The 21,869-nt window shown below is 47.4% G+C and carries 22 protein-coding genes; 2 read left to right on the forward strand and 20 right to left on the reverse strand.

Features of this window, described 5'->3' with window-relative positions; genetic code table 11:
- The 17 genes from VMT62_10925 to VMT62_11005 all read right to left on the reverse strand — a co-directional run.
- Positions 1 to 417 (reverse strand): hypothetical protein (locus VMT62_10925; GenBank protein HVN96933.1); only part of this gene is annotated, 417 nt, incomplete at its 3' end.
- Between the two features lie 32 nt (positions 418 to 449).
- Positions 450 to 848, reverse strand: a complete 399-nt coding sequence (locus VMT62_10930) for a hypothetical protein (GenBank protein ID HVN96934.1) — start codon at positions 846 to 848, stop codon at positions 450 to 452.
- Complete coding sequence (locus VMT62_10935) at positions 845 to 1,969, reverse strand: N-acetyl sugar amidotransferase (protein ID HVN96935.1); 1,125 nt, start codon at positions 1,967 to 1,969, stop codon at positions 845 to 847. Before VMT62_10935 ends, VMT62_10930 begins: the two co-directional genes overlap by 4 nt.
- 24 nt (positions 1,970 to 1,993) lie before the next feature.
- The gene (locus VMT62_10940; GenBank protein HVN96936.1) at positions 1,994 to 2,593 is read right to left on the reverse strand and encodes an acyltransferase; all 600 of its coding nucleotides are present in this window, start codon (positions 2,591 to 2,593) and stop codon (positions 1,994 to 1,996) included.
- A gap of 33 nt (positions 2,594 to 2,626) precedes the next feature.
- A complete protein-coding gene (gene asnB / locus VMT62_10945; protein HVN96937.1) occupies positions 2,627 to 4,450 on the reverse strand; it encodes an asparagine synthase (glutamine-hydrolyzing) in 1,824 nt (607 codons plus the stop codon).
- Between the two features lie 5 nt (positions 4,451 to 4,455).
- Positions 4,456 to 5,481: an N-acetylneuraminate synthase family protein gene (locus VMT62_10950; GenBank protein HVN96938.1), complete on the reverse strand. Its 1,026-nt coding sequence runs from the start codon at positions 5,479 to 5,481 to the stop codon at positions 4,456 to 4,458.
- Between the two features lie 4 nt (positions 5,482 to 5,485).
- Positions 5,486 to 6,232, reverse strand: a complete 747-nt coding sequence (locus tag VMT62_10955; protein ID HVN96939.1) for a GNAT family N-acetyltransferase — start codon at positions 6,230 to 6,232, stop codon at positions 5,486 to 5,488.
- Positions 6,233 to 6,239: 7 nt separating this feature from the next.
- Positions 6,240 to 7,256, reverse strand: coding sequence for an NAD(P)-dependent oxidoreductase (locus VMT62_10960; protein ID HVN96940.1), 1,017 nt, complete (start codon positions 7,254 to 7,256; stop codon positions 6,240 to 6,242).
- Positions 7,249 to 8,406 carry a DegT/DnrJ/EryC1/StrS family aminotransferase gene (locus VMT62_10965; GenBank protein HVN96941.1) on the reverse strand — a complete coding sequence of 386 codons (1,158 nt, stop codon included), beginning with the start codon at positions 8,404 to 8,406 and terminating at the stop codon, positions 7,249 to 7,251. Before VMT62_10965 ends, VMT62_10960 begins: the two co-directional genes overlap by 8 nt.
- Positions 8,407 to 8,415: 9 nt before the next feature.
- Positions 8,416 to 9,414, reverse strand: coding sequence for a Gfo/Idh/MocA family oxidoreductase (locus tag VMT62_10970; GenBank protein HVN96942.1), 999 nt, complete (start codon positions 9,412 to 9,414; stop codon positions 8,416 to 8,418).
- 4 nt (positions 9,415 to 9,418) lie between these two features.
- Complete coding sequence (locus VMT62_10975; GenBank protein HVN96943.1) at positions 9,419 to 10,108, reverse strand: NTP transferase domain-containing protein; 690 nt, start codon at positions 10,106 to 10,108, stop codon at positions 9,419 to 9,421.
- An 8-nt stretch (positions 10,109 to 10,116) separates the two neighbouring features.
- Positions 10,117 to 10,458: a MarR family EPS-associated transcriptional regulator gene (locus tag VMT62_10980; protein ID HVN96944.1), complete on the reverse strand. Its 342-nt coding sequence runs from the start codon at positions 10,456 to 10,458 to the stop codon at positions 10,117 to 10,119.
- A 170-nt stretch (positions 10,459 to 10,628) separates the two neighbouring features.
- Entirely contained in the window at positions 10,629 to 11,927 is a 1,299-nt protein-coding gene (locus VMT62_10985; protein HVN96945.1) for a TldD/PmbA family protein, read from the reverse strand.
- A 38-nt stretch (positions 11,928 to 11,965) separates the two neighbouring features.
- Positions 11,966 to 12,415, reverse strand: a complete 450-nt coding sequence (locus tag VMT62_10990) for an N-acetyltransferase (GenBank protein HVN96946.1) — start codon at positions 12,413 to 12,415, stop codon at positions 11,966 to 11,968.
- On the reverse strand, positions 12,393 to 14,012 hold the full coding sequence (recN, locus tag VMT62_10995; protein ID HVN96947.1) for a DNA repair protein RecN: 1,620 nt from the start codon (positions 14,010 to 14,012) through the stop codon (positions 12,393 to 12,395). The genes VMT62_10990 and recN overlap by 23 nt, the downstream gene beginning before the upstream one ends.
- A 2-nt stretch (positions 14,013 to 14,014) precedes the next feature.
- On the reverse strand, positions 14,015 to 14,866 hold the full coding sequence (locus VMT62_11000) for an NAD(+)/NADH kinase (protein HVN96948.1): 852 nt from the start codon (positions 14,864 to 14,866) through the stop codon (positions 14,015 to 14,017).
- The gene (locus tag VMT62_11005; GenBank protein ID HVN96949.1) at positions 14,863 to 15,894 is read right to left on the reverse strand and encodes a hypothetical protein; all 1,032 of its coding nucleotides are present in this window, start codon (positions 15,892 to 15,894) and stop codon (positions 14,863 to 14,865) included. The genes VMT62_11000 and VMT62_11005 overlap by 4 nt, the downstream gene beginning before the upstream one ends.
- Positions 15,895 to 16,166: 272 nt before the next feature.
- Between VMT62_11005 and VMT62_11010 the strand changes: the two genes are divergently transcribed.
- On the forward strand, positions 16,167 to 16,652 hold the full coding sequence (locus VMT62_11010; GenBank protein ID HVN96950.1) for a lytic transglycosylase domain-containing protein: 486 nt from the start codon (positions 16,167 to 16,169) through the stop codon (positions 16,650 to 16,652).
- Positions 16,653 to 16,832: 180 nt separating this feature from the next.
- Here VMT62_11010 and VMT62_11015 read toward each other — a convergent pair whose 3' ends face one another.
- From VMT62_11015 to selB, 3 genes are all read right to left on the reverse strand, one after another.
- Positions 16,833 to 17,462: a LysE family transporter gene (locus VMT62_11015; GenBank protein HVN96951.1), complete on the reverse strand. Its 630-nt coding sequence runs from the start codon at positions 17,460 to 17,462 to the stop codon at positions 16,833 to 16,835.
- Positions 17,463 to 17,573: 111 nt separating this feature from the next.
- Positions 17,574 to 18,473, reverse strand: coding sequence for a TraB/GumN family protein (locus VMT62_11020; protein HVN96952.1), 900 nt, complete (start codon positions 18,471 to 18,473; stop codon positions 17,574 to 17,576).
- A gap of 67 nt (positions 18,474 to 18,540) precedes the next feature.
- Positions 18,541 to 20,436: a selenocysteine-specific translation elongation factor gene (gene selB / locus VMT62_11025; protein ID HVN96953.1), complete on the reverse strand. Its 1,896-nt coding sequence runs from the start codon at positions 20,434 to 20,436 to the stop codon at positions 18,541 to 18,543.
- Between the two features lie 160 nt (positions 20,437 to 20,596).
- Here selB and VMT62_11030 point away from each other — a divergent pair.
- On the forward strand, positions 20,597 to 21,869 hold a 1,273-nt coding region (locus tag VMT62_11030), incomplete at its 3' end, for a ComEC/Rec2 family competence protein (GenBank protein HVN96954.1).

Here is a 21,869-nt window from a genome sequence, read left to right on the forward strand (position 1 = left end):
GTCAAAACACTTCGTACCCCACGCGAGATAACTCTTGAGGACCACCTCTGTGTCGGCACTCGAAGAAAAATGATAACCCATTCCTTCAAGCTCCAGCCTGAGCTCCGGATAATTATAAATCTCTCCATTGTATATCAGCCACACTTTACCATCGGCAGACTTCATGGGCTGATGTCCTTTATCGGAAAGATCGATGATACTCAGCCTTCTATGCCCGAGACCGATGTATCCGTCCGACATTGATGTCTCTTCAGCGGCCGAACGGAATTCTGTATACTTCTTTTCGTTCTTGTCGAACAATACGTGTCCGCAATCGTCCGGGCCCCTGTGCGCAACAGCCTCTGTCATCATTACCAGGGTTGATTTATCAATCTTGACTTTCGAATCGAGACTAAGAAATCCAACTATCCCGCACATTGAACATCCCTGTGAGTTCTCACAAATACCTTTTACATTTTTCGCTTAAACGAATCATTTGATTCCTGATTTGCGTTGATTCGTTCCGTTTCCGACCATTCGTCAAGCCAGCATATCACCGATCCATTCTGACCGCCGGTTAAGTACTCCTCAAAAAGCGCCATTTTCTCTTCCTCGACGGCGTTAATAAAAAGTTTTCCCTGTGGATCTTTTACCAATGCTACTTTAAAACCCTGTTCCCTGAGTCGCGCATTTATGGATGGGGTTAAATAAAAACCCCAGTCCTTTGCGGTTATGTCACATTCCCTTCCGGCTGCGGTGAGCAAGGTGAGCATCTCATTGTTCTCGAAGGAGATCTTTCCGTAATCCCGGATAGAAATATCACCCACCTCAAAAATACGCGGTTGATCTTTAAGGAATAACTTCATCACGCTTGCCCCAGGTGATTCGGTATATACCATTGATTATCTTCGCCCTTCTTCCATGTGTTATGGTTACGAAACTTCTCCAGGATGGCCAGGAACGTATCCTTTTCATAGCCCACGTAGTGGATAAAATCATCAATAAAGTAATCGGAAAGATTCTTGAGATCGTGTTCTTTCACGAGTATTTTTGCTTCCTCTCTCGTGAGTCTCCCATTGCGTATATCTTCGCAGGCATGATCGGTCGCTCTTCCATAGCCAAATTTGAGCACTTTCAAGTACTGATGAATTCTATTAATTTTCTCGTCAATTCCAACATAGTTGCGATAGGTCCCCTCCCCAGGGGCATCTAATGTCTTGAAGCCGTATTGTCTAGCAATGTCGAGGTGCTTTTCCGAATCCCAGTGATAAAAATAGCTAAGGAATACGGTCTTGGTTTTTGACTGCTCAATCTCGTCAGGAAAATCATAAAGTCTGAGGCGGCTTATGGGGATATCGTAATGCCTTGAAACAAATGAAGCATCGCGTCCCTGGTTTGCTGCATATTTCGAGAACCATTCCCTTGTCATCGAATAACCCTGTGCAGTCTTACTCTCTCCACTGTATTCAAAGGCGGAATTCTCTCCCAGTACGACAAGGGGTATGTTGAACTGAAGCGCGCAATGAAGAGGGTAGCCATGAAGCATGGTGTGACTTAATAGATCGGGGTCGCCGTATTCTTCGAGTCCGATTCGGATAAGTCGTTTATGGAGCTGCTGTTCAGGCCGATAGATGATGAGATTGGCCCCCATCTCAGGTATGAGGCTTAAATTGTGCCGCCCAATCTCAGTCTTAATACCGTAGTCCACATTTACGGCAAGGATACGGAGGTCATACTTCAACAAATAATGCACCTGCGTGATGCTGTCCTTTCCCCCGCTTACCGGAACCAGGACATCATAGAATGGTGCGTTCTTTGACTTGGCATCCAGGACGATTTCATTGAAGAGGTTCTCTCTTTCCTCCCAGTCTATTCCATCGAGGTATACATTTTTTTGCCTGTGGGCGAGACACGCGCTGCAGACCCCATCCCGATCGAATTGCACGTATGGTTTGGTGTCCGGCATCAGGCACTCAGAGCAATATTTCATGTCATCGTCTCCTTGATCTTCCTGCTATTCCCTGTTCCTTACAACCTTGGCAGGACTTCCGTAAGCTATCGTGTACTCGGGTATGTCGGATGTAACAACCGAACCTGCGCCGACAATTGCTCCGTCACCTATTTTGACGCCTTTGCCCACAAAAAGATGGCCACCGAGCCATACATCTTCCCCGATCTCTATGGGAGCCCCGAAAAATCCTTGTTTCTGAATAAACTCATCCTTCCTGAAATTGTGATCGGACGAATTTATATACACAAAGGCAGCAAAAATGCAGTAACGGCCTATCTTGAGTCCGTGCCCGCCATTGAAAATGCTATAATTGTTCAGTATTGCGTTGTTCCCGACATTCAGCTCGCTCTCATTTGCTGTTACGAGCCACACCTCTGTTCCCAATCTTACACCATTTCCAAGGATTATCCTCCCATTCTTTCTCATCCTGATATACGTTCTGCCTGTGAACGAGACGTTATCACCTATTGTCAAGTTACTCCAGGAGGCGCCGTCACGCAGTAATACATCAACGGGCCCGGCTACCTGAAAGTTCCTGCCTACCGTCGCCCCCTTAAGTTTAAGAAAGCATCGCCAGTACAACGTCCTAACTTTGTTTCTCATCAGATCTTCCGAACGGCCTCACAATGTGCCTTCCTATGAATTCTTCTCGACGAATATCTTTGTGTTAATGAAATTGAACATGAATTTGCTGTAACTATTCGGCATGGGATTTATATTCATGGCCTCTTCGATCCTCTCTTTCTCAATAATGTCGAAGACGGGACTATCGTCCAACAGATACCGTCTCTGTTCAGCCGAATCAAAATCTATCAGAGAGTTAATCGACGCATTAAATCCGATCTTCTTTCTGTCGGTTCGTACCTTTTCGTTCAAAATACCTTTTACCGCTTCCCGGAGAATAAATTTTCCGTACCCTTTCCTGATAAGAAGATCAGTCGGTATTGAATAGGCGAACTTACATAGATCAGTGTCGAGATAAGGGCTTCTATTTTCGATGGAATAGTACATCGAGTTAAGATCATCTTCATGCAAAATGACGGGTATAGCTTCGTGGAACAGTTCATTCATCATTCGATTTCTCAATAGTTCATCGCAATAGTGATTTTCAGTAAAAAGTTCATTGAAACCAGTTCTTAGGAAACCGGCAAATACATCGTTGTTCAAATAAATATGCTCTCGTCTTTCGGGATGATTAAAGTAGAGTTCCGGGTCCTGCAAATATGGATTCCGGACTATTTCACTGATATTTAGTTTCCAATCGTTAAGGTACGATTGGTAGTCATCGCGCAATCTCATTTCGTAAAGATGGAGATTGAAATGATCATAGTACCCGGTAAAAAGTTCATCCGCGGCTGTGCCGGATACGGCTACCCGAAAACCCTGCTCTGCGATGGACTCCGAAAGAAACGAATGCACATAATATGAGATAGTCGAGATCGGCGAGTCATGGTAATCGATCAACATCGAAAGTCTTTCAAGAAAACTATCCCGTGACACTTTGATGATAGTATGATCACATTTCAAATCGTCTACTGTCGCCATTATATTACTGTATTCATTGTATCTCTCATCGTCATCCACGATCGAAAAGGAAACCACCTTGTACCCAAAAACTCTTGATGCAATTGATGCGAGCGACGCCGAGTCCACCCCTCCGCTCAAACAAAAAGCCAAGGGGACATCGGCGCGCAAACGCAGTCGCACGCTCTCAATCAGACGCTCCTTTACCCCTTCCGCTGCCTCAGCGAATGTCATCCCTGGCTCAACCTGCAACTGTGGACGCCAGTAGCGCTTCTTCTCATATTTGCAATCGTAGTCGATCTTCAAATTGGTCGCATAGGGAACTTCATTTATCTCTCGAAAGAACGTCTCATCGCTTTTGTATAAAGCCTTATATCCATTTACCAGGTACCTCAATACCTGATTGTTATTGATGTCAAACCGCTTCCCGGATAGCGTTTTCAAGTATTTAATCTCGGAGGCAAAATAGATTCCGGAACCATCCTCCGCATAGTATAAGGGCTTCTCTGCAAATCGATCCCTCGACAAAAAAATCATGCGGTTCTTTCTGTCCAAAATAGCAAATGCCCACATACCCTGGAAATAATCGACACATCGTTCGCCGTACATAATGAAATACCTTAACAAGACCTCTGTATCCGATTCGGTAAAAAACGAAATACCCTTTGCCTGCATATTCTTCCGGAGCTCCAGATAATTGTATATTTCACCGTTATAAACAATAGTGTAGTCGCCTATGGAAAATGGTTGATTTGCCCTTGTCTCAAGGTCAATGATGCTAAGACGCGAGTGTAGTAAGGTGATATAGACATCGTCGTGTTTGAACTCGATATAACTCTGATTGTCCGGACCACGGTTTTTCATGACTGAAAGGGTTCTGACTACGGCTTCTTCCCCGATTTTCCGTCCTCCAACAAAACCCGCTATGCCACACATGGCAATCAATCCTTCTCTGTTTCTTGCAGATCATCAAGTCTTATTTGTTGACCTGCCTTGATCTTTCTTGTCGCGACCTTGCCGATTACCTTCCGTTCTTCACCAACCCGAAGTCCTCCGCCAGGCCGAAGCCACGTGATGTCATTGAGTTCAATCCGCTTCCCGATTGATATGTCCTGTTTGGCAGAGATCGATCTTCTTGCTGCGTTAGCGACGCTGCTTTCGCAATCTAATAAGTGTTTCTTCCTGTTGCCAACGATTGCTTCAATATGCTTGATTCCTTGCACAAGTTCCTTCAATTCTTTCGGATCAGATGAAATTGAATGGTCACGAAAAGCTGAGTATTTCTTGTCAACGGTGAAATGCTTCTCGATAATTCTCGCCCCCATCGCTACTGATAAAAGAGCGGCCTCGATACCTATAGTATGGTCCGAGTAACCCACCGTAGAGCTGATCCTTCTTAGGTCGTTGATGAAGGAAAGATTTGCGTTATAAAGGTCGGTCGGATAGCTTGACACGCAATGAAGGACCGCCAGGTTATCAGCATCAACCCCGTTCTTCTCCCATACGCTAAGAATGAATTCCTTCGTTCTTCCGATCTCCATAAGGTTCGTCATTCCCGAAGACACGATTATCGGCTTTCCCGTATTTGCAATACATTCGATCATGGGAAAAAAGTCGTTATCGGCGGATGAAATTTTGAACGCTGGCACTAACCGGTCCAAGAAAACGGCACTCTCAACATCAAGAGGAGTAGAAAGAAATATGATATTCTCTCTATCTGCCACCCGTTTCAACTTTTCAAATTGGGTGTAACTCAATCCGAATCTCTTGAGTTGGTCTATTCTTTGCGTCTCAAGAGGAGAGACGAATTTCTCAGTTACATAGGTCTGAAATTTAACCGCCTTGGCGCCAGCTTCAGAGGCGAGACCAATCAATTCTTCAGCCAGGGTATAGCTTCCTTCATGGTTGTTGCCGATCTCCGCAACAACAAGTATTTCTTCGTTAAGATCTATATTACCTATTCTCATTTCTTTATTGGTGATTATGGAAATGAAGGACGTGTTCAAAGGTGTGGATCGTAAAGCCCAGGCTCTCATACAATCTAATCGACACTAGATTGGCAATCTGGGTGCCCACTTTCATGCTCTCAAATGCCTTGCCCTGCGCTATTGCGTATCTAATGATTTTCTTTGCTATGCCTTCGCCTCGATGCGCAGCGTCAACTGCTATCAGGTCGATTACCATTTCGCTATCTGCGTAAACCAGCTGGAGAAAAGCAACCACCCCGCTATTCTCCGTGGCGACAACCATTGCATCGCCCCGTTTACCGCGAAAGAAGTTTCGTGCCCACTCACTCTTTAGATTATCTGCATACTCGCAACGTATAGCCGGATCCAAGTGAAATCGACTGAACGAAAATGATCTTTTTGCCAGCTGTGCCACATCGTCTTCATCTTCCATAACCGCAAGTCGAATGCCGTCGAAATTTCCTTCTCCAAGCCCGTCTGTCAATTTCACTTTCATTGTCAAATTCGTATCAACGAGTCTAAATCCAAAATCAAACAGGAAATCTGCTATTTCTAAATGTATCGGTTTTATTTTGCAGTAAACCATTGCGTTTCTTTCTCGCATTGAACGAATCGCCCGACGTTCTTCGGATTCAACACGTTTCATTTTCGTAAAAATGCTGTCGTCAATCTCTAAACGAAACACGTCATACCCAAGCATTTCAGTCAGCCAAAGATCTCTTCTCAGAAATGACGAGTTGTCTACCGCCATTGTTTTCTCACTCCACAAAACTCTTATACCAATCCAGGTATTTTGCCAAGCCCTTTTCAATAGGAAATTGAGGATCGTAGCCGATCATTCTCTTCGCCTTGTCCACTGACAGCGTACCTCGATCGGGAGTAAGGTTATCTTTAGGTACATAGTTAATAGATATGTGAGGAAACTTCTGAGATACAAGCGTAGCGAGGTCGCTAATTGATCTTGATTCGCCATACGTTAAATTGAAGATATGATTTCTCGAATTTTCATTTTCAATGACTTTTGTTATCCCACTGACAAGATCACCAATGTACGTGAAATCCAGCCGATCTGACCCGTCTCCGTTAACCCTGATGTCTTGTCCCTGGATAGCATTTTCAAGAAATATCTGTACTACTCTTCTGCTCACGCAACGTTCCCCGTATAGAGCAGACGGCCTTACAATCGTGTACGGCAGACCGAAGACCTGATTATAGGCAATAACGAGTTTTTCACCCCCAAATTTAAGAGCCCCGTAAATACCAATGGGTTCGCAGTGGGTTTCTTCAGTCACAAACCCTGACTTAAAGTGGCCGTAAACCATGCTCGAGGAGAAATAGATGAAGTGTTCCGCGGGGTATTCAGTGTTTCTGGCGAAATCCAGAGCATTCTCAAGCGTTCGAAAGCTATGATCAAACGTACTGTAAGGATCCTTATTCGATCGGTCGGCGTGTGCCACAGCCGCGAGAAGAACGATAACCTGTGGCTTAATAAGCCTTAGAGTATGAGTCAATTGATAATATTCCCGTGCATCCTGAACATGAATTGGAATATTCGCTTTGTTCAGCAGCTCCGTGCGCTGATTGATCATCCTCAAGTAGAACTCGCGGTTATGCATATTATTATTCGTAGCGGAAAAATGGAGGAGATTGTTCACAAAAAAGCTGTCCACAACGTGGACATCGTGACCCCTCTTTGCAAGTGCCAATGCCAGGTTATGGCCTATGAAACCTGCTCCTCCAATCAATGCTATTCGCTTCGAAAGTTGATCACCCATGTTTCTTGACCTCCATGATCGCGTTTTTCATTTGTTCAATAATATAATCCATATCGTCGAGGTTCAAATGAGGGCCGACAGGCAACGCAATGGAGCTGTCGCTGATCCAGGCGGCCACCTTAAATTCATTCCCGTTATATCCGTACTTATCCCGATAATATGAAAAATATGGGACCGGCCTCGGATAATATATACTTGTTCCGACGCCGCTGTTATTAAGGTTTTTGACGACCTCATACCTCTTGCCCTGCGTGATTCTCTTCAGAAGAGCTGACTGGCAATAGTAGCTACTCTGGTAATCACCTCCACTCGACTGAAACAGTTCGATTTCATCAATCTCTTGCAGGCCCTTTGCAAGGGCCTCATAATTCTCTTTGCGTTTTTCTAAGAAACCGTTCAACCGTTTGACTTGCTCTATACCTATAGCCGCTTCTATTTCGTTCATCCGATAGTTAAATCCAAGCATAGTCACATCGTATACACCGGGTATGCTTCTTTCAGAAGGCGTTCGATCGACACCAAACGCTTTCTGTCTCTGTATGCGCTCAACTATCTGCGCTTTCTTGCTGATAAGCATGCCTCCTTCCGCCGTAGTCATGTGCTTGACGGGGTAAAAAGAGAAACATCCTGTGTCACCGTGCAGACCTGCGTGAACACCCTTAAAGTATGTACCGACTGCAAGCGCGCAATCTTCTACCACAAATAGCCCATATTTCTCCGCAAGCGCCTTAATCTTCTCCATATTAACCGGCATTCCCAGGTAGTGGACAACAGAAATAGCCCTGGTACGGTTCGTTATGACAGGCTCAATGAGATCCGTATCGATATTGCCCGTATTCTTCTCAGCGTCTACGAAGATCGGTTTCGCCCCGCATAATTCCACTGCGTGGGCCGTTGCCACATGTGTCATGGCCGGAACAATCACTTCATCTTTTTCCTGAAGACCCAGATAAAAATAGGAAAGATGGAGGGCCGCTGTGCAGGAAGATACAGAAACCGCGTATGGAGACCCTGTATAGTCGGCAAATGAAGACTCAAACTCCTTGGCTTTAGGCCCATGTACAAGAATAGGCCCATCAAGAACATCAGCGACCGCTTTTCTCTCGCTCTCTCCTATCGCCGGCCTTGCAAACGGAAGTACCCTTTTCATGCGTCTCCCCTATATATATTCAACTGTTACCGGATTGGCAGATGAGACCGACTTCTCCAGGGCGAAGCAGACTGACATGCACTTAAAGACCTCGTTGATCATGACTCCTCCCGCCGAACCATTCGCTATTGAATCGATAAACTCGTATATCAGCCGGCCTTTGTGCACTGAAGCGTATGCGTCGGAGATCTTCTCAAAGCCCGTGCCCGACTCTCGTGATGTGTAAAGTTTCCCATATTCAAAATCATTTATATAGCTTGCTTTCTTGCCGTAAAGTGTGAGTGCATGGAAATGAGGAAACACGCACCCGAAGTTGGCAGAAACTTTTCCGATCATACCGCTCTTAAATTTGAGAAGCCCCACGCACATATCATTATATCTAAATTTGGTTCCCTCTGTGGCAATGCCATTCCCGTACGCCACAACTTCTTCAACTTCACCGCCTGTTAACCACAGCAAAAGATCCACGATGTGCGATCCACCGCCATACATGACTGAATAAAAATCAATTTGTCCGCGCCATCCATCAGTAATTTTATGGATTCTTCCATAATTATAGTCGCCTTCAACGTAATAGAGGTCACCAAAGGTCCCTTCACCTATCATGTCCTTCAACCGGATAAACCTTGGGGATTTGCGAAGGATAAAATTCGATGACATTTTGAGATGAGGTTTCTCGTTCAGTGAGGATCGAATCTCTTTTGCCTCATAATCAAAAAGACACAAAGGTTTTTCAACGAAAACATGCTTATCATGCTTCAGAGCTTCCATGGTCTGTGCGTGATGATAGTTGTCATATGACGCGATGGAAACAACATCGATTTCGGGGTTGCGAAGCACAAGGTGGGGATCATCGACTACCTTCACCCGGGGGTATTTCGCCGTTGCCATCTCACGCTTCTCGTGCGAGATGTCGCACAACATTGTCACCTTGCAACCCGGATGGCTCTCGTATCCTGCGATGTGTTGTTCTCCCACTCCTAATCCTATAATTCCGACGCTTAACATTTCCCTAACTCAATGAAGAACGGATCGATACCAACTCGTCGACCGTGTATTCCCAATGAAATCTGTTCATCCTATTGATCAAAGCCTTGAAGCGCTCCATATCTTCTCTGGTATCAACGGATAGTTGAACAGTACTGTAGTTTCTGCTCGATTGAATATTATAGATTCTGTAATGGTCCGCGTTCCTATACAAATATCGTGTAACGTGCTCGCGATCATCATCGTCGCTAAGATTCATGCACGCCTCGACAAAACTACTCGTTTTGAGTACTTCCACCGATTGCCCTTTCGGAAAGGTACGTACTAAAACATTTGTCACTACGTCGTAATCTCCTTCGCAGAAAATCGATACGGCCCTGTCTATGAGCCGATAGTCTATGACCGGGCTATCACCGTTTATTCGCACAAATCCGTCATAGCCAAACTTTAGCGCAGTCTCTCTAAACCGGTCGGCAACGTTGAGTAAATTCCCTCGAAAACAGCAAATACCCCTCTCATCACAAAAGATTTCTATTGGCGTGTCGCTTTCATCTGAAGAAGTCGCGACAACCATTTCGTTCACTGCCCGGCATTGTTGCAAGCTTTCAATAATATACTGAATGAGAGGTTTGCCCTTAACCTCATAAAGAACCTTGCCCGGAAACCTTTTTGAACTCATCCTGGCTTGTATAATCGCACCAATTTTCGTATTCATCCTGGTAATCATCGTCCAGTTGTCGAGAAAGAATCAAGATTCTTCTCCTCTTCTCGTAGTTCATCAATTTCACATCTTAGTTTCTCGTATTCTTCCAATTTGATTTGAAGGAAATATTGTGTCTGCTTGATGCGCACATTGATACCCTCTGGTGTGAGTACATAAATATAGGCTGCTTTATTATGCGAGTTCTTGAACCTTTGCGCTTTTACGTAGCCTCTCTTAATAAATTCCTTCATGATATAATTGACGCTGCCTAAGCTTAAGCCGACCTTCTTGGAGAGGTCTCGCTGGGAAATGGTTCCCCCTTCGGACAGTTCTCGGAGCGTTCTAAATTGGGCTTCGTTCATAAGATGAATCTTGAAAAAGCTACCGCCATGAGGCCGGATCAGCCACTAAAAGATGATAATGATTTTCGATATGTTCAAACACTGAACACATACATCATGACAGCTAAACTGAATGATGTCAAGTTCTTTTATTGTTTTTGTGACTTTTTTGTTTCGAGGATATTCGTTTCCTATGTGCCGCTTATCTTGAGATTCGCAACAAAGAGCGAGGGCGAACCGAAAACACCATAAAACTTCAAATCGTTTCCCACCTCCCTAACGTTCTTTAACACCTCAAAGACATTACCTGACATAATCACACCTTGAAAGGGTGTCTTCTGGCCGTTCTTGCAGAGATAACCCAGTGCGCCGAGGGAGAAGTCACCTGTTACAGAGTTCGCCGTATGCGTACCCATCAGCTCTTCGATAACGACTCCGTTTCTGAACGCCCCCTCCAGACTCCTTTCTCCCTGCTTCACAAACAGGCCCCTGGGCCCGCATTTCGGCAGGTCCTTAACCCCTCCCCGGACGCTGTTTGCCGTTGAAGCCACACCGAATTTGCGTCCATAGTAGGAATCATAAAGGAATGTTTCAAAATAACCGTTTATGACAATAAGGTTCTCCCGTGATGGAACACCCTCTCCGTCAAATCCAAAAGCATCCACACCGAGCTTGCCGGAATCGATAATGCTTAGCACATCGGAGAAACATCTCGTGCCTTCCTTGGCCTTGAGCCTCGTCTTATTCTTAAACAGGCTCTCCGCCAGAAACGAGTCCGAAAGGATGCCGAGCATGTCACAGGCGGCCTGCGGTTTGAGAATCCCTTCGTACACGCCCGTACCGATCTGTTTGCTTGAGAGAAGCGAGATGGTCTTCTCAGCGATTTTTTCTCCCAGCTGTTTGCCTTCGAGCTCCGTGAATCTATTCGCCCACGACCAGTCGTACCAGGAAACTTCGTCTTGATCCTTGGCGACACAGAGCGCAGACATGACGTAGAGCGTCTTCTTCCCCTCCGCGGTGAGCCCGTTCGAATTCCTGATTTTCGCCTCGAACTCTATCTCCTGAAGTTCGCAATTCCTCACGGTCATGATCCTCTTGTCGTACTCCCTTATCCCCTTTTCCATGTCAATGAGCAGGCCGGTTTTATTCGCATCATTCATTGCGAGGCCTTCCTCATCGTACAACGAAAGCGACGAATATTCGCTGTAGGGCCCCGGGAAAGACCTCTGTTCGTCCTTTTCCGTGATGGGTATCAGCGCGGAGGTATTCTTCAGGAGCGCTTCCAGGGCGCCTTCTCGATCATAGGTATAAGCAAATGCCATCCTGCTGTCCTTGATGGCCCTGAGCGCGATCCCCTCCTCTTCCTTGAACTCGATCCCACAAATCTCTTTTTCCTTGCTTTCGAACTTCTTAATCCGCTCTTTCAGATAGTAGAGTTCATAGCTGTCGAATTTGCTATCTATTGCATCCTTTGCTTTGGTAATATCCATCTGCCCTTCCCCTAGTTCGCGATCATACGGTACACAGACTATATCTCTTTGATCATGGCTATTTCATCGCACTCGGGAAACTTGGCGCATTTGATACAATCCGACCATATCTTTTGCGGAAAGACCTTTTTATCGCTCACGTGGAACCCGCAGCGCTCAAAAAACTCCACCTGATACGTGAGGAGAAATATCTTGCCCATATTGAAGCGCCTCGCCTCTTCGATACAGGCTTCGACAAGCATCCTGCCGATGCCTCGTTTTCTCACTACCTCGGCCACACAGAGCGACCGTATCTCCGCCAGGTCCTCCCAACAAATGTGGAGGGCGCCCGTACCCACAATTTCTCCCCCTTCTTCGCAGACAAAGTAATCCCTCAGGTTATCGTAGAGCTCCCCAAGAGGCCTTGGCAACATCTCCCCGCTTGATGCGGAAAGATTGACAAGGGTGTGAATCTTTTTGATATCCTCAACGCGTGCTTTCCTGATCATGACTTAGCATCTCCTCCGCCCTTTCCATAGTCTTTTCGGTAATCCTTTCTCCTCCCATCATGCGGGCTATTTCCCTCACTCTAATCGCTCCCTTGAGTTCGCTAATGCTCGTTTTGGTCCGTTCTTTTCCGGACTCTTTTTCGACGAGAAAATGGTGGTCTCCATACGCCGCTATCTGCGGCAGATGTGTGATGCAGAGTACTTGCTGTTTTCGGGCGAGTTCATTGAGTCTCTTTCCCACCATATCGGCTACCCTGCCCCCGATTCCGGCATCCACCTCATCAAAGATCAAAGTCTTTTCTTCCTCGCCGCCGATGACCTTCTTGATCGCGAGCATGATTCGCGATAGCTCCCCGCCTGATGCCACCTTGCGGAGCGGCTTTAAGGGCTCTCCCGGGTTGGTCGAAATCATGAGCTCTACGTCGTCCCGACCGTCTCTGTCCACAAAGCCTCTGTCCGTAATCATCACCTCGAACTTGAGTCCTTTCATGGAAAGGAATTCCAGTTCGTGAACGATCTCTCTTTCAATACCGGCAGCCCCTTTCTTTCTCTTTGCCGACAGTTGCTGAGCGCGCGCCCATACATCTTTTTCAAGACTTCCTTTCTCTGCTTCAAGGCCCTCAATATCGGTTGCAAGGGTGTTTAAGTATGCAAGTTTTGCACGAGCGCCCTCAGCATAGCTCACAATCTCCTGAAAGGTCTTTCCGTATTTCTCTTTCAGCTTGAAAATATCGGTGAGTCGCTCCTCAAGTTTCTCCATCTCTTCCTGATCAAGCAGGAGTGTCCTCTCTATGTTCCTCATCTGAAGGATAATATCTTCAACATCGAAGGAGAGGGCTTCAATCTTTCTTCTTAAGCCCTCCATGGCTTCGATGCCGCCTAGCGATTTGAGAAGACTCATGGATCGTTTGAGAAGGGCTTGCGCCGAATTGTCCCCATCCCTGAGACCCTGGCCAATCTCTTCGAGCACGTTCGAAATCTTTTCGGCGCTCTTCAATACCTTGAGCCTTTCTCTGATTGCCTCTTCTTCGCCCTGCTGTACGTTTTTTTTCTCGATTTCATCGATCTGAAATTCCATCAGTTCGATCTCTCTCTGTCTTCCCTGAGCTTCCGATTTTTTGTGGTCGAGCAGAGCCCCAATCTTCTTCAAGGCATCGACCTTTTCCGCGAGGGCCTTTTGTTCTTCCGTCAGCGAAAGGAGATTATCGATGATTCCCACATAATTTTCTTTATCAAGGAGGTGCTGAAATTCGTTTTGCCCATAAATGCTGATCTGCATGCCCCCAATGGACTCAAGCTTCGTAAGCGTGACCGGCTCATCGTTGAGAAAGGCCCTCGACCTGCCTGTGCTAGCGACCACACGTTTCAAAATGTATTCTTCATTCTTGTTGATGAAATGACCCGTTATCTCTGCCTGAGTAGCACCGCTCCGTACCACGTCCGCGGAAACCTTCGTATTCATGAGCGTTGACAGCGCATTGATAATAATCGATTTACCGGCGCCCGTCTCACCGGTGATGACATTAAAGCCTTCCCCGAATTCAACTCGGAGCTCATCGATGATCGCAAAACCCTTTACGCTGAGGTAGGCAAGCATCGCTACCGGGCACCCCACTTCAGTTTTGTTCTCAGTATCTCAAAGTATCCCCTGGAAGAAGACTTGATAAGGTGGACCGCATATGAGGATCTTCCTATAAGCACTTCATCGTCATATTCGAGTGGGAAGCCGATCTGTCCGTCGAGGGTCAGTATGACCTTCTCCTCACTGGATTTCAACTGCGCCCTCACTTCCACGCTTTCCTCAAGGATGATGGGCCTATTGGTCAGCGTGTGGGGACAGATGGGGGTCACAATGATATTGGGAAGCGATGGATACAGGAGGGGTCCACCCGCTGCCAGAGAATACCCCGTGGATCCCGTGGGCGTCGAGAAGATAAGGCCGTCAGCCTTATATGTGGTGAGGTACTCGCCGTTCACATAGGTCTCGATGTCGATGATTCTTGCAAGCGCGTCTTTTGTAATCACCGCATCGTTGAGCACGCTCATGGCAAAAATACCTTTTCCCTCTCTTTTCACCGTCACGTCGAGCATGATCCTTTTTGAGATGCCGTAATCTCCCTTGAGAACCTTGGCGATTGTCGCTGGAAGCTCTTCCAGGGACGTTTCTGTCAAGAAACCAAGGCCACCGAGGTTGACGCCCAGGATGGGCACCTCCTTTCCTTTGCCGTGCCTCGACACATTGAGAAGGGTACCGTCACCCCCGAGTACAACAATCAGATCTGCTCCTTCCCCGACATGTTCCATTTCAAAAGATTTCCCATAGGCGAGTCGCGATGCCGTTTCCTCTTCTACAAAAATCTCTACCGACTTTCCGAAGGTCTTGATGAGCTCTCCCGCGATGCGTATGGCCTCATCTTTTCCTCTTTTGCAGGCAACGTGGATAGTCTTCATGAGAGGTACCTTTCTTTTAAGTAGTGTGAAAGCTCTGTGAGGAGCTCAAAAGATTTCTCTACCGTTTCCGCCCCGTCCTGGTTCACGAGATTGCAGGTGGCCGGCGCAAGCAGGCTGTTCTTTATGATAATGTCAATGTCCAACCCCTTTTCTTGCAGAACTCCCCACATGTTCTCGAGCCGCTTCGCGAGATGAAGCAGGTCCTCCCTGGTGAATTCTTCCTGACATGTCGGGACGATACCCCAACTGACTACTCCTCCCTCTTCCAGAAACGCCTTTACTTTGTCGTAGGCCACAAAGGTATCCCCGAAGGCATAGGCATTGAATGAGATGATCTCAATGTCGAGTGTCAAAAGGAAATCCCAATCAGGCCTTCCACACAGATGGACGCCCCTTATGCCTTCAATACCACCGAAAAACAGGCCCAGTTCTTTCTTGGCCCTGGCGCTGTCATAACCACAGAGCGCGCTGAAAATGAACTCAAGGCCAGGATCGTCAACCCAGACGAAAGCCCGCTCATTCTCTGCACACAACTCCCTGTACTGGGCATTCGCTTTCTTCTGTATAAATGAAAAGATAATGTCACGTATTTCATCATTATAAACTATCGGCCTGTCATTCTCATCTACTATTTTCAAAGCAAGGCTCACGGGGCTTATGACCTGTCCCCTGACCGACCGATACCTCGAAAGGTCCTTTTCAAGAAAACGCCTGTATACGTGAGAGAATCTATTGGAAATCACAAAGTAGGCGGGATCATCTTCGTGTTCCAGAAACTGGGGTAGCGCGCCCACGAAGGCCTTAGTGTCCAGAAAAATCTTTGAGCGCTTGGCATCTATCACGATGCCAGGAAACTGCTCCAAGGCCTGTACATACATGTCTTCGCAATAGGAAATCTTGGGAAGCTGAGGCCAGAAGGGTATATCCATGGCCAAAGCAAGATCAAGCGCCCGGTCGACATTGTCGTGGGGCATGATCCCCATAGCCGTCGTTGCAAGATCAGCTTTGAATTTCAACTCCCTCTTCATATAACATGCTTACCAGATGCCGCTATCTGTTGTCAATATGCAGCAAATCAATAATTGTTTGATTTCAAGCTGTTACAAATTACGGCTCACTTTTTGACCCTAATAAGGGTTGACATTGGCCCCACGAGTCTATATATTAACTCCACACCATGACAATTCACAGGAAGCACATAACAATTCTATTAACCGTTCTATTTTTTCTCGGCTGTATATCCGCCGGCTTCCCCTTCGCTGCCGTGATGAAAGAGGACGACCCTGACAAAGATGTAATCGTGTCAAAGACCGTGCAATATCTCAAGGAAAGAAGACTCAGCACAACTGATGACAAACTGAAAACGATCGCCACCAGCGTCTATGAAGAATCGCAAAAATACGACATAGATTACCGCCTCGTCCTCGCCGTCATGAAGGTGGAAAGCAACTTCCAGAATGAGGCAATTTCGAGAAAGGGCGCACGAGGGCTGCTCCAGATAAAGCCGACACTGGCACGCTATATCAGCAAAGATGCCGGGGTAGAGATCAAGGGCACAAAAACCCTCCACGAGCCTGAAAAAAACATAAAGATTGGTGTAAATTATCTCTCCAAGCTCATGGATATGTTTGACAATATTACGGCGGCACTTCACGCTTACAATGCCGGACCGACAAAAGTGAGAAGGACTGATGCAACCGATGAGCAGCCGCAGACCCGCTTCACAAAAAAAGTCATGGACGAGTACGATCGTATCGTAGAAGTTCTGCCCGATCCCGAAGAATAGCTTAACGCTACGCAGCAGCCGACAGCCTACCCAGGAAAAGAGATTTCTTGAAGACCTTGTGAATAGGGAAAAATCTGCGTTTAGTGCAGCCCTGCTGTCCCGATCGATATCCGATTGGATCGGAGCTTCATTGAGCTCACGATAAAGACAGAGTCGTGCCGGATCGCAGAAGGCCCGTTTTTATATATACTTGAAACCGTTGGCCACAAACAGCAGGCCAAAGAGGATGAGAAAAATGCTGCACGCAAAAAGGATGATCTTTATGATCTTTGTGCTGAAGTATTTCCCTCCAATAGATATCCCGTAGGATACAAAAGTATACCACACGAGATCAGATGATATATGGCCGGCAAAAAAGGCGAGAACGCCTCGTACGCCGAGCGCCTTGGCAAACATTACATAACCCATTCCGATAGTCGCCCACCATATGAACCAGTACGGATTGGAAAGGCTCACGATGATGCCGGATAATATGGGGTGGAGTTCCTTAGCCTTCGAGGTTGGTCCGGCGACGAGTGTATACGTCTTGAGGCTCCGGATAATCCCGATCCCCATATATACAATCACAATCCCCCCGCAAAAAGAGATAGCGGCAAAAAGGAGTGGATTCTTAAGCAAATTGCCTACACCGAAAACAAAGAGGATCAAGAGTGCGAGCTCCAGTATGCCGTGTCCGAGAACGAGTAGCGGTCCGGTTATTCCGCCTCGTTTGGCCGATTGCGATATCGTCACGGTCAGCAGGGGCCCGGGGGCCATGGCTCCGGTGAGACCCAGAACGAAACCAACGGAGAAAAGTGTGGACAAGTTCATGCGTATTAATAGAACACAACAGGCCGGCGGGAATAAAGAAAAAAAGAAGTTGTTCTCATGATATTTTTAAGCTCTACCGGTCGGAATTGCACATTACGCCGGACAGGTCGTTTACAGCTGATCCACCCGGTATCCTTTGTCTTTAAGCAGTTGAATAATGCCACCGCTGCCGATAAGGTGTCCCGCTCCCACGACAACAAAATAAGTCCGACCGGAATTAAGGTAATCTTCGATCTTTGTTACCATGTTTCTATTCCGTGTAATGATCAGTTTTTCATAGATGGGATAAAACCTTCTCTCGTCCGTTATGGATTTCGTCATGAGGCCTTCCATGGCACGCATGTTCCCGGCTTTCCACGCCTCTACCAGCCTGTCCACATCCCGGTTTAAGGCCTCCAGATCTTTCAATGCATAGAGGAGAAAGAGCTCCTGTTCCGTATCGGGGAACCCAGCGAGCAAGTTAATCTGATAGTCAAGGCTTTCCAGCTCAACAATCTGCTTTTTGCCTTCTGCTCGAGCGAGGAAATGCTTGTCGATCCCGTAGTCAGGATCATAGCCTGCCTTCATCAACTCGAGCGATTCGAGCGTCAGTCCCAGAAACCACGGCTTCTGATTGTTGATAAGCTCCGCGGGCAGGCCGACCCTGTTCGCCTCCCTGCGTACAAAAGCGTATGTATCCGCTGACAGATGCTTTTCGATACCATCCCCATTCTTGTACATGGCCTTGTCGAGCAGATCAAGCACGTCCGTCTGGCCTACCTCATCGACATTTGCCTCTACGGCAAGCATGTCGGACTTGTCGAAGGCGTTCTCTATGGTACGGCTCAATGGATACGCATCCTTTTTGAGGAAGTGGATGGAACCAAGCACATATACCGGGTTTCCCTTGCCTTTTATAAGCCAGAGAAAATTCTTCTGCCCCTGGGCGTGCGCTAAGGGCGAGGACACAAAAATCAGGGACAGCAGAATAGAGAGGAAAAGACCCGATCGCTTTGAGATTTCTTTTTTCACCTCTACCCCCAAAGGTACGTCAAGAAACGTACACGTCCGGGCAGGACAGAAAGCCAGTGCCCCGCTATCAGTTGCGCAGGATTCGCTTATCCCCCGACCTGATCGTGAGTTTGATTTCGTCCAGATATTCGAGAAGCGGAATCATGTATTTCCGGGATATATCGACCACCGATTTAAAATCTGAAGGGGTCATCTCTTTCTTCGCCGTAAGATAGGAGATCGCCTTCTGCTTCAAGTCCTCAATGGCGTCGCGATGGAAATACATATCTGACTTCAATTTAACCACTCTGCCCTGAAAGTTGAGTTTACCGAGGATGTCCTTGAGCTCCCGCTCGTTTCTCCCTGTCTCATAAGCCAATTCTTTGAGGCCGGGCGGGGTCAACCAATGCCCGAAGAGTACTTTTAGCACGCCGCTTTCTGTTTGTTCCAGGCTCTTGTCGATTTTCTCCCCGGGGCTCTTTACCTTTACCTTGTCCTTTTCCACCTCAACAAGATTCGCGCTGATGCTCTCCTCCAGGGCCTTCTGGAAGATGCTCGGTTCGACCCTAGGGAGCCTCGTTCTCAGTTCTTCCTTGGACATGCCCGCTTTAAGAGGGTTCTTCTCAAAGAAGGAGGTGATAATAGACGTAAGGGTCTTCTTATAGGCTTCGAAAGCTTCCATATCAACGGTTATCTTTCCAACGGATTTTACTCTTCCGAGTCGTTCGAGCTGTCCGGTGAGCGCCGCAGCGTACGAGCGGTCTTTTCCCATGAGAATACAGAGCGTCTCCTCATGGACGCCTTCAAAACCTCCTTTCCGGACATGGTATCGGGTCTTTTCAAGGTCATCCCCGTGGGTCAGCACATCGTAAATACGCTCAAGGTCCGCCGCCTTTCTTTTGTGCTTGGGCGGCATAATGTCGAGTACCCTTCCTCCTCCGATAGTCTGGATGGCGTACGAACCCCTCAGAATGAAGTTGTCTCCGGGCAGCGCCACAAGCGGGTTCTTGAAGACAAATTGTACAAAGAGCTCCTCGCCCGGTTCTATAGCATCCTTGCCGAGTACAACGAGTCTCGCTTCTTCCTGGGTGGTCGCGATATGGAACCGCATCACCGTATCGTTTTTGATCGGCTTGTAGGGGAGTTTCAGATACTTGAGTGTGGCGTCAATCCTGTGAGTAAATATGAGCGTGCCTGGCTTTCCGATGATAACACCCCGCGCAATCTCGCTCTTTTCGATGCCCTGAAGATTAAGGGCCACCCTCTGACCTGCAATGATTTCTTCCGTGTCTTCGTGATAGGCCTGTATGTTCTTTACCTTTGTTCTTTTGGACAACGGATAGATGTCCACTTCTTCGCCGACTTTGAGCGACCCGGAGATGCAGGTTCCAGTGACGATGGTGCCGAGCCCTTTTATGGTAAATACCCGGTCTACAGGCAGCCTGAAAATGCCTTCCCGGGACCTTTCTTGAATCTCATCGGCAAGAGTGGCGATAGCATCCTTCAGTTCGGGAATATTCTCTTTTGTCATTGCCGAAACGACCATGATCGGTGAATTCTCAAGTACCCTGCCGGCGAGGAATTCTTTGACGTCCTCTTGAACGAGCTCGACCATTTCATTATCCACGAGGTCTTTCTTTGTGATGACGACGATCCCCCGTTTGATCCCGAGCATTTCGCATATATCCATATGCTCGCGGGTCTGCGGCATGACCCCTTCGTCTGCGGCAATCACGAAGAGCACCATATCGATGCCCCAGGCACCCGCCACCATATGGCGTATGAACTTTTCATGCCCGGGAACGTCAACTATACCGACAAGGAGGTCATCCCCGAAACGGTAATGCGCAAAACCGAGTTCCGTGGTGATACCTCTCTCTTTTTCCTCTTTCAGTCGGTCACAATCGATGCCGGTCAGCGCCTTGATGAGGGCCGTTTTCCCGTGGTCTATATGCCCCGCAGTGCCGATAACGATCTTTTTCATAATATCTGTAACTATACAATATTTTCGTACACCTCTCAATGGAACAATGCGCTTTCTCTCCGGATCGGTTCGAGAAGATTGACTTATAGCGCCCTTTGTGGTTTAACGTGACACAAGGGGAAATCATCACAAGATCTAATCTGAGAGGCGCGCAAATATCGTGTTCCTGATCTCTGTCATCGCCTTTGCTGCGGGCATCTATATCGAGACCCTCTATCCTTTACCAATTCTCGTCTCTCTTTCTGTCTCAACCCTTTTTCTTTGCGCTATCCCCCTGGCGTTGCGCCGTACATATCGAGTCTCGTTCGTTCTCATGGCCGTCTGTTTTGTTTTTGCAGGTATGGTGCGGCTTGCCCTCATCACTGAAGATCGCCCGGTGCCGCACCTTAAGGAAGCAACCGACGTCTATGGCGGTATCATCACAGAATCATCACCAAACACAAAGATCGTTAAGCTCGCCTATCCCGATAACCTGTCTGGCTTGAGCGTGGTATTTCGCACATCGGACAATCTGGGAATCAATGATGAAGTCAGAATATTCGGGTCTTTGAGGGAACTCTCGCTCACCTTCAGAAATCCATATTTAGTCACATGGAAGTGGCTCACGAGGCTCGAAGGCATATCCTACGAATTACGAGGCGCCATCGTCTCTGTGAGGCAAGGGCGAAACTACGTGGAGGCCTGGAGAAATTACCTTGCCCGAAACATAGAGAACTCGGGCGCGCAGCACTCCGGCATCATCAAGGCCTTGACCATCGGCGATACTACCGGCCTCGATGAGGACACTAAGGCGCTCTTTCTGAGAACGGGAACATCGCACATCCTTGCCATATCGGGATCGAACATCAGCATTGTAACGGCGTTTTTCTTTTTTATTGCCAGAATGCTGATGAGGACTTCGGTTTTTGTGCGCCTCCGCGGTGATGACACAAAGTATGCCGCGCTCTTGTCCATCCCCTTCGCCATCCTCTTCATGCTCACTGCCGGTTCGGGCATACCAATCATCAGAGCAACGATCATGATAACGGTCTGCATGCTCGCCATCAATTTCGAGAGAGAGAGGCATATCGAAAACACCGTTGCCTTGAGCGCACTGATTATACTCATACTATACCCGTATTCCATCTTTATGCCTACATTTCAACTCACATTTATGAGCGTGTTCTTCATCATCCTTTTTAGCAAAGCCCTGTACCCCTATGCACGATCATGGCATCCGGTCTTGAAATGGTCTTTCTCGTCCGTTCTCATAACGCTTTCGGCCATGATCGGGACTCTCCCCATCGTCCTTTACCACTTTTACGGCATAAATCCCTTTGCAGTCGTACACAACCTTATCCTGGTGCCGCTTATGTGCGTTATCGCCATGCCTCTCGCGCTCGTAGGTATGTTTGTGCCCTATGGCGCCTATCTTTTGAGACTCTCCGGCGATA

Source organism: Syntrophorhabdaceae bacterium (assembly GCA_035541755.1).
GTDB lineage: Bacteria > Desulfobacterota > Syntrophorhabdia > Syntrophorhabdales > Syntrophorhabdaceae > PNOF01.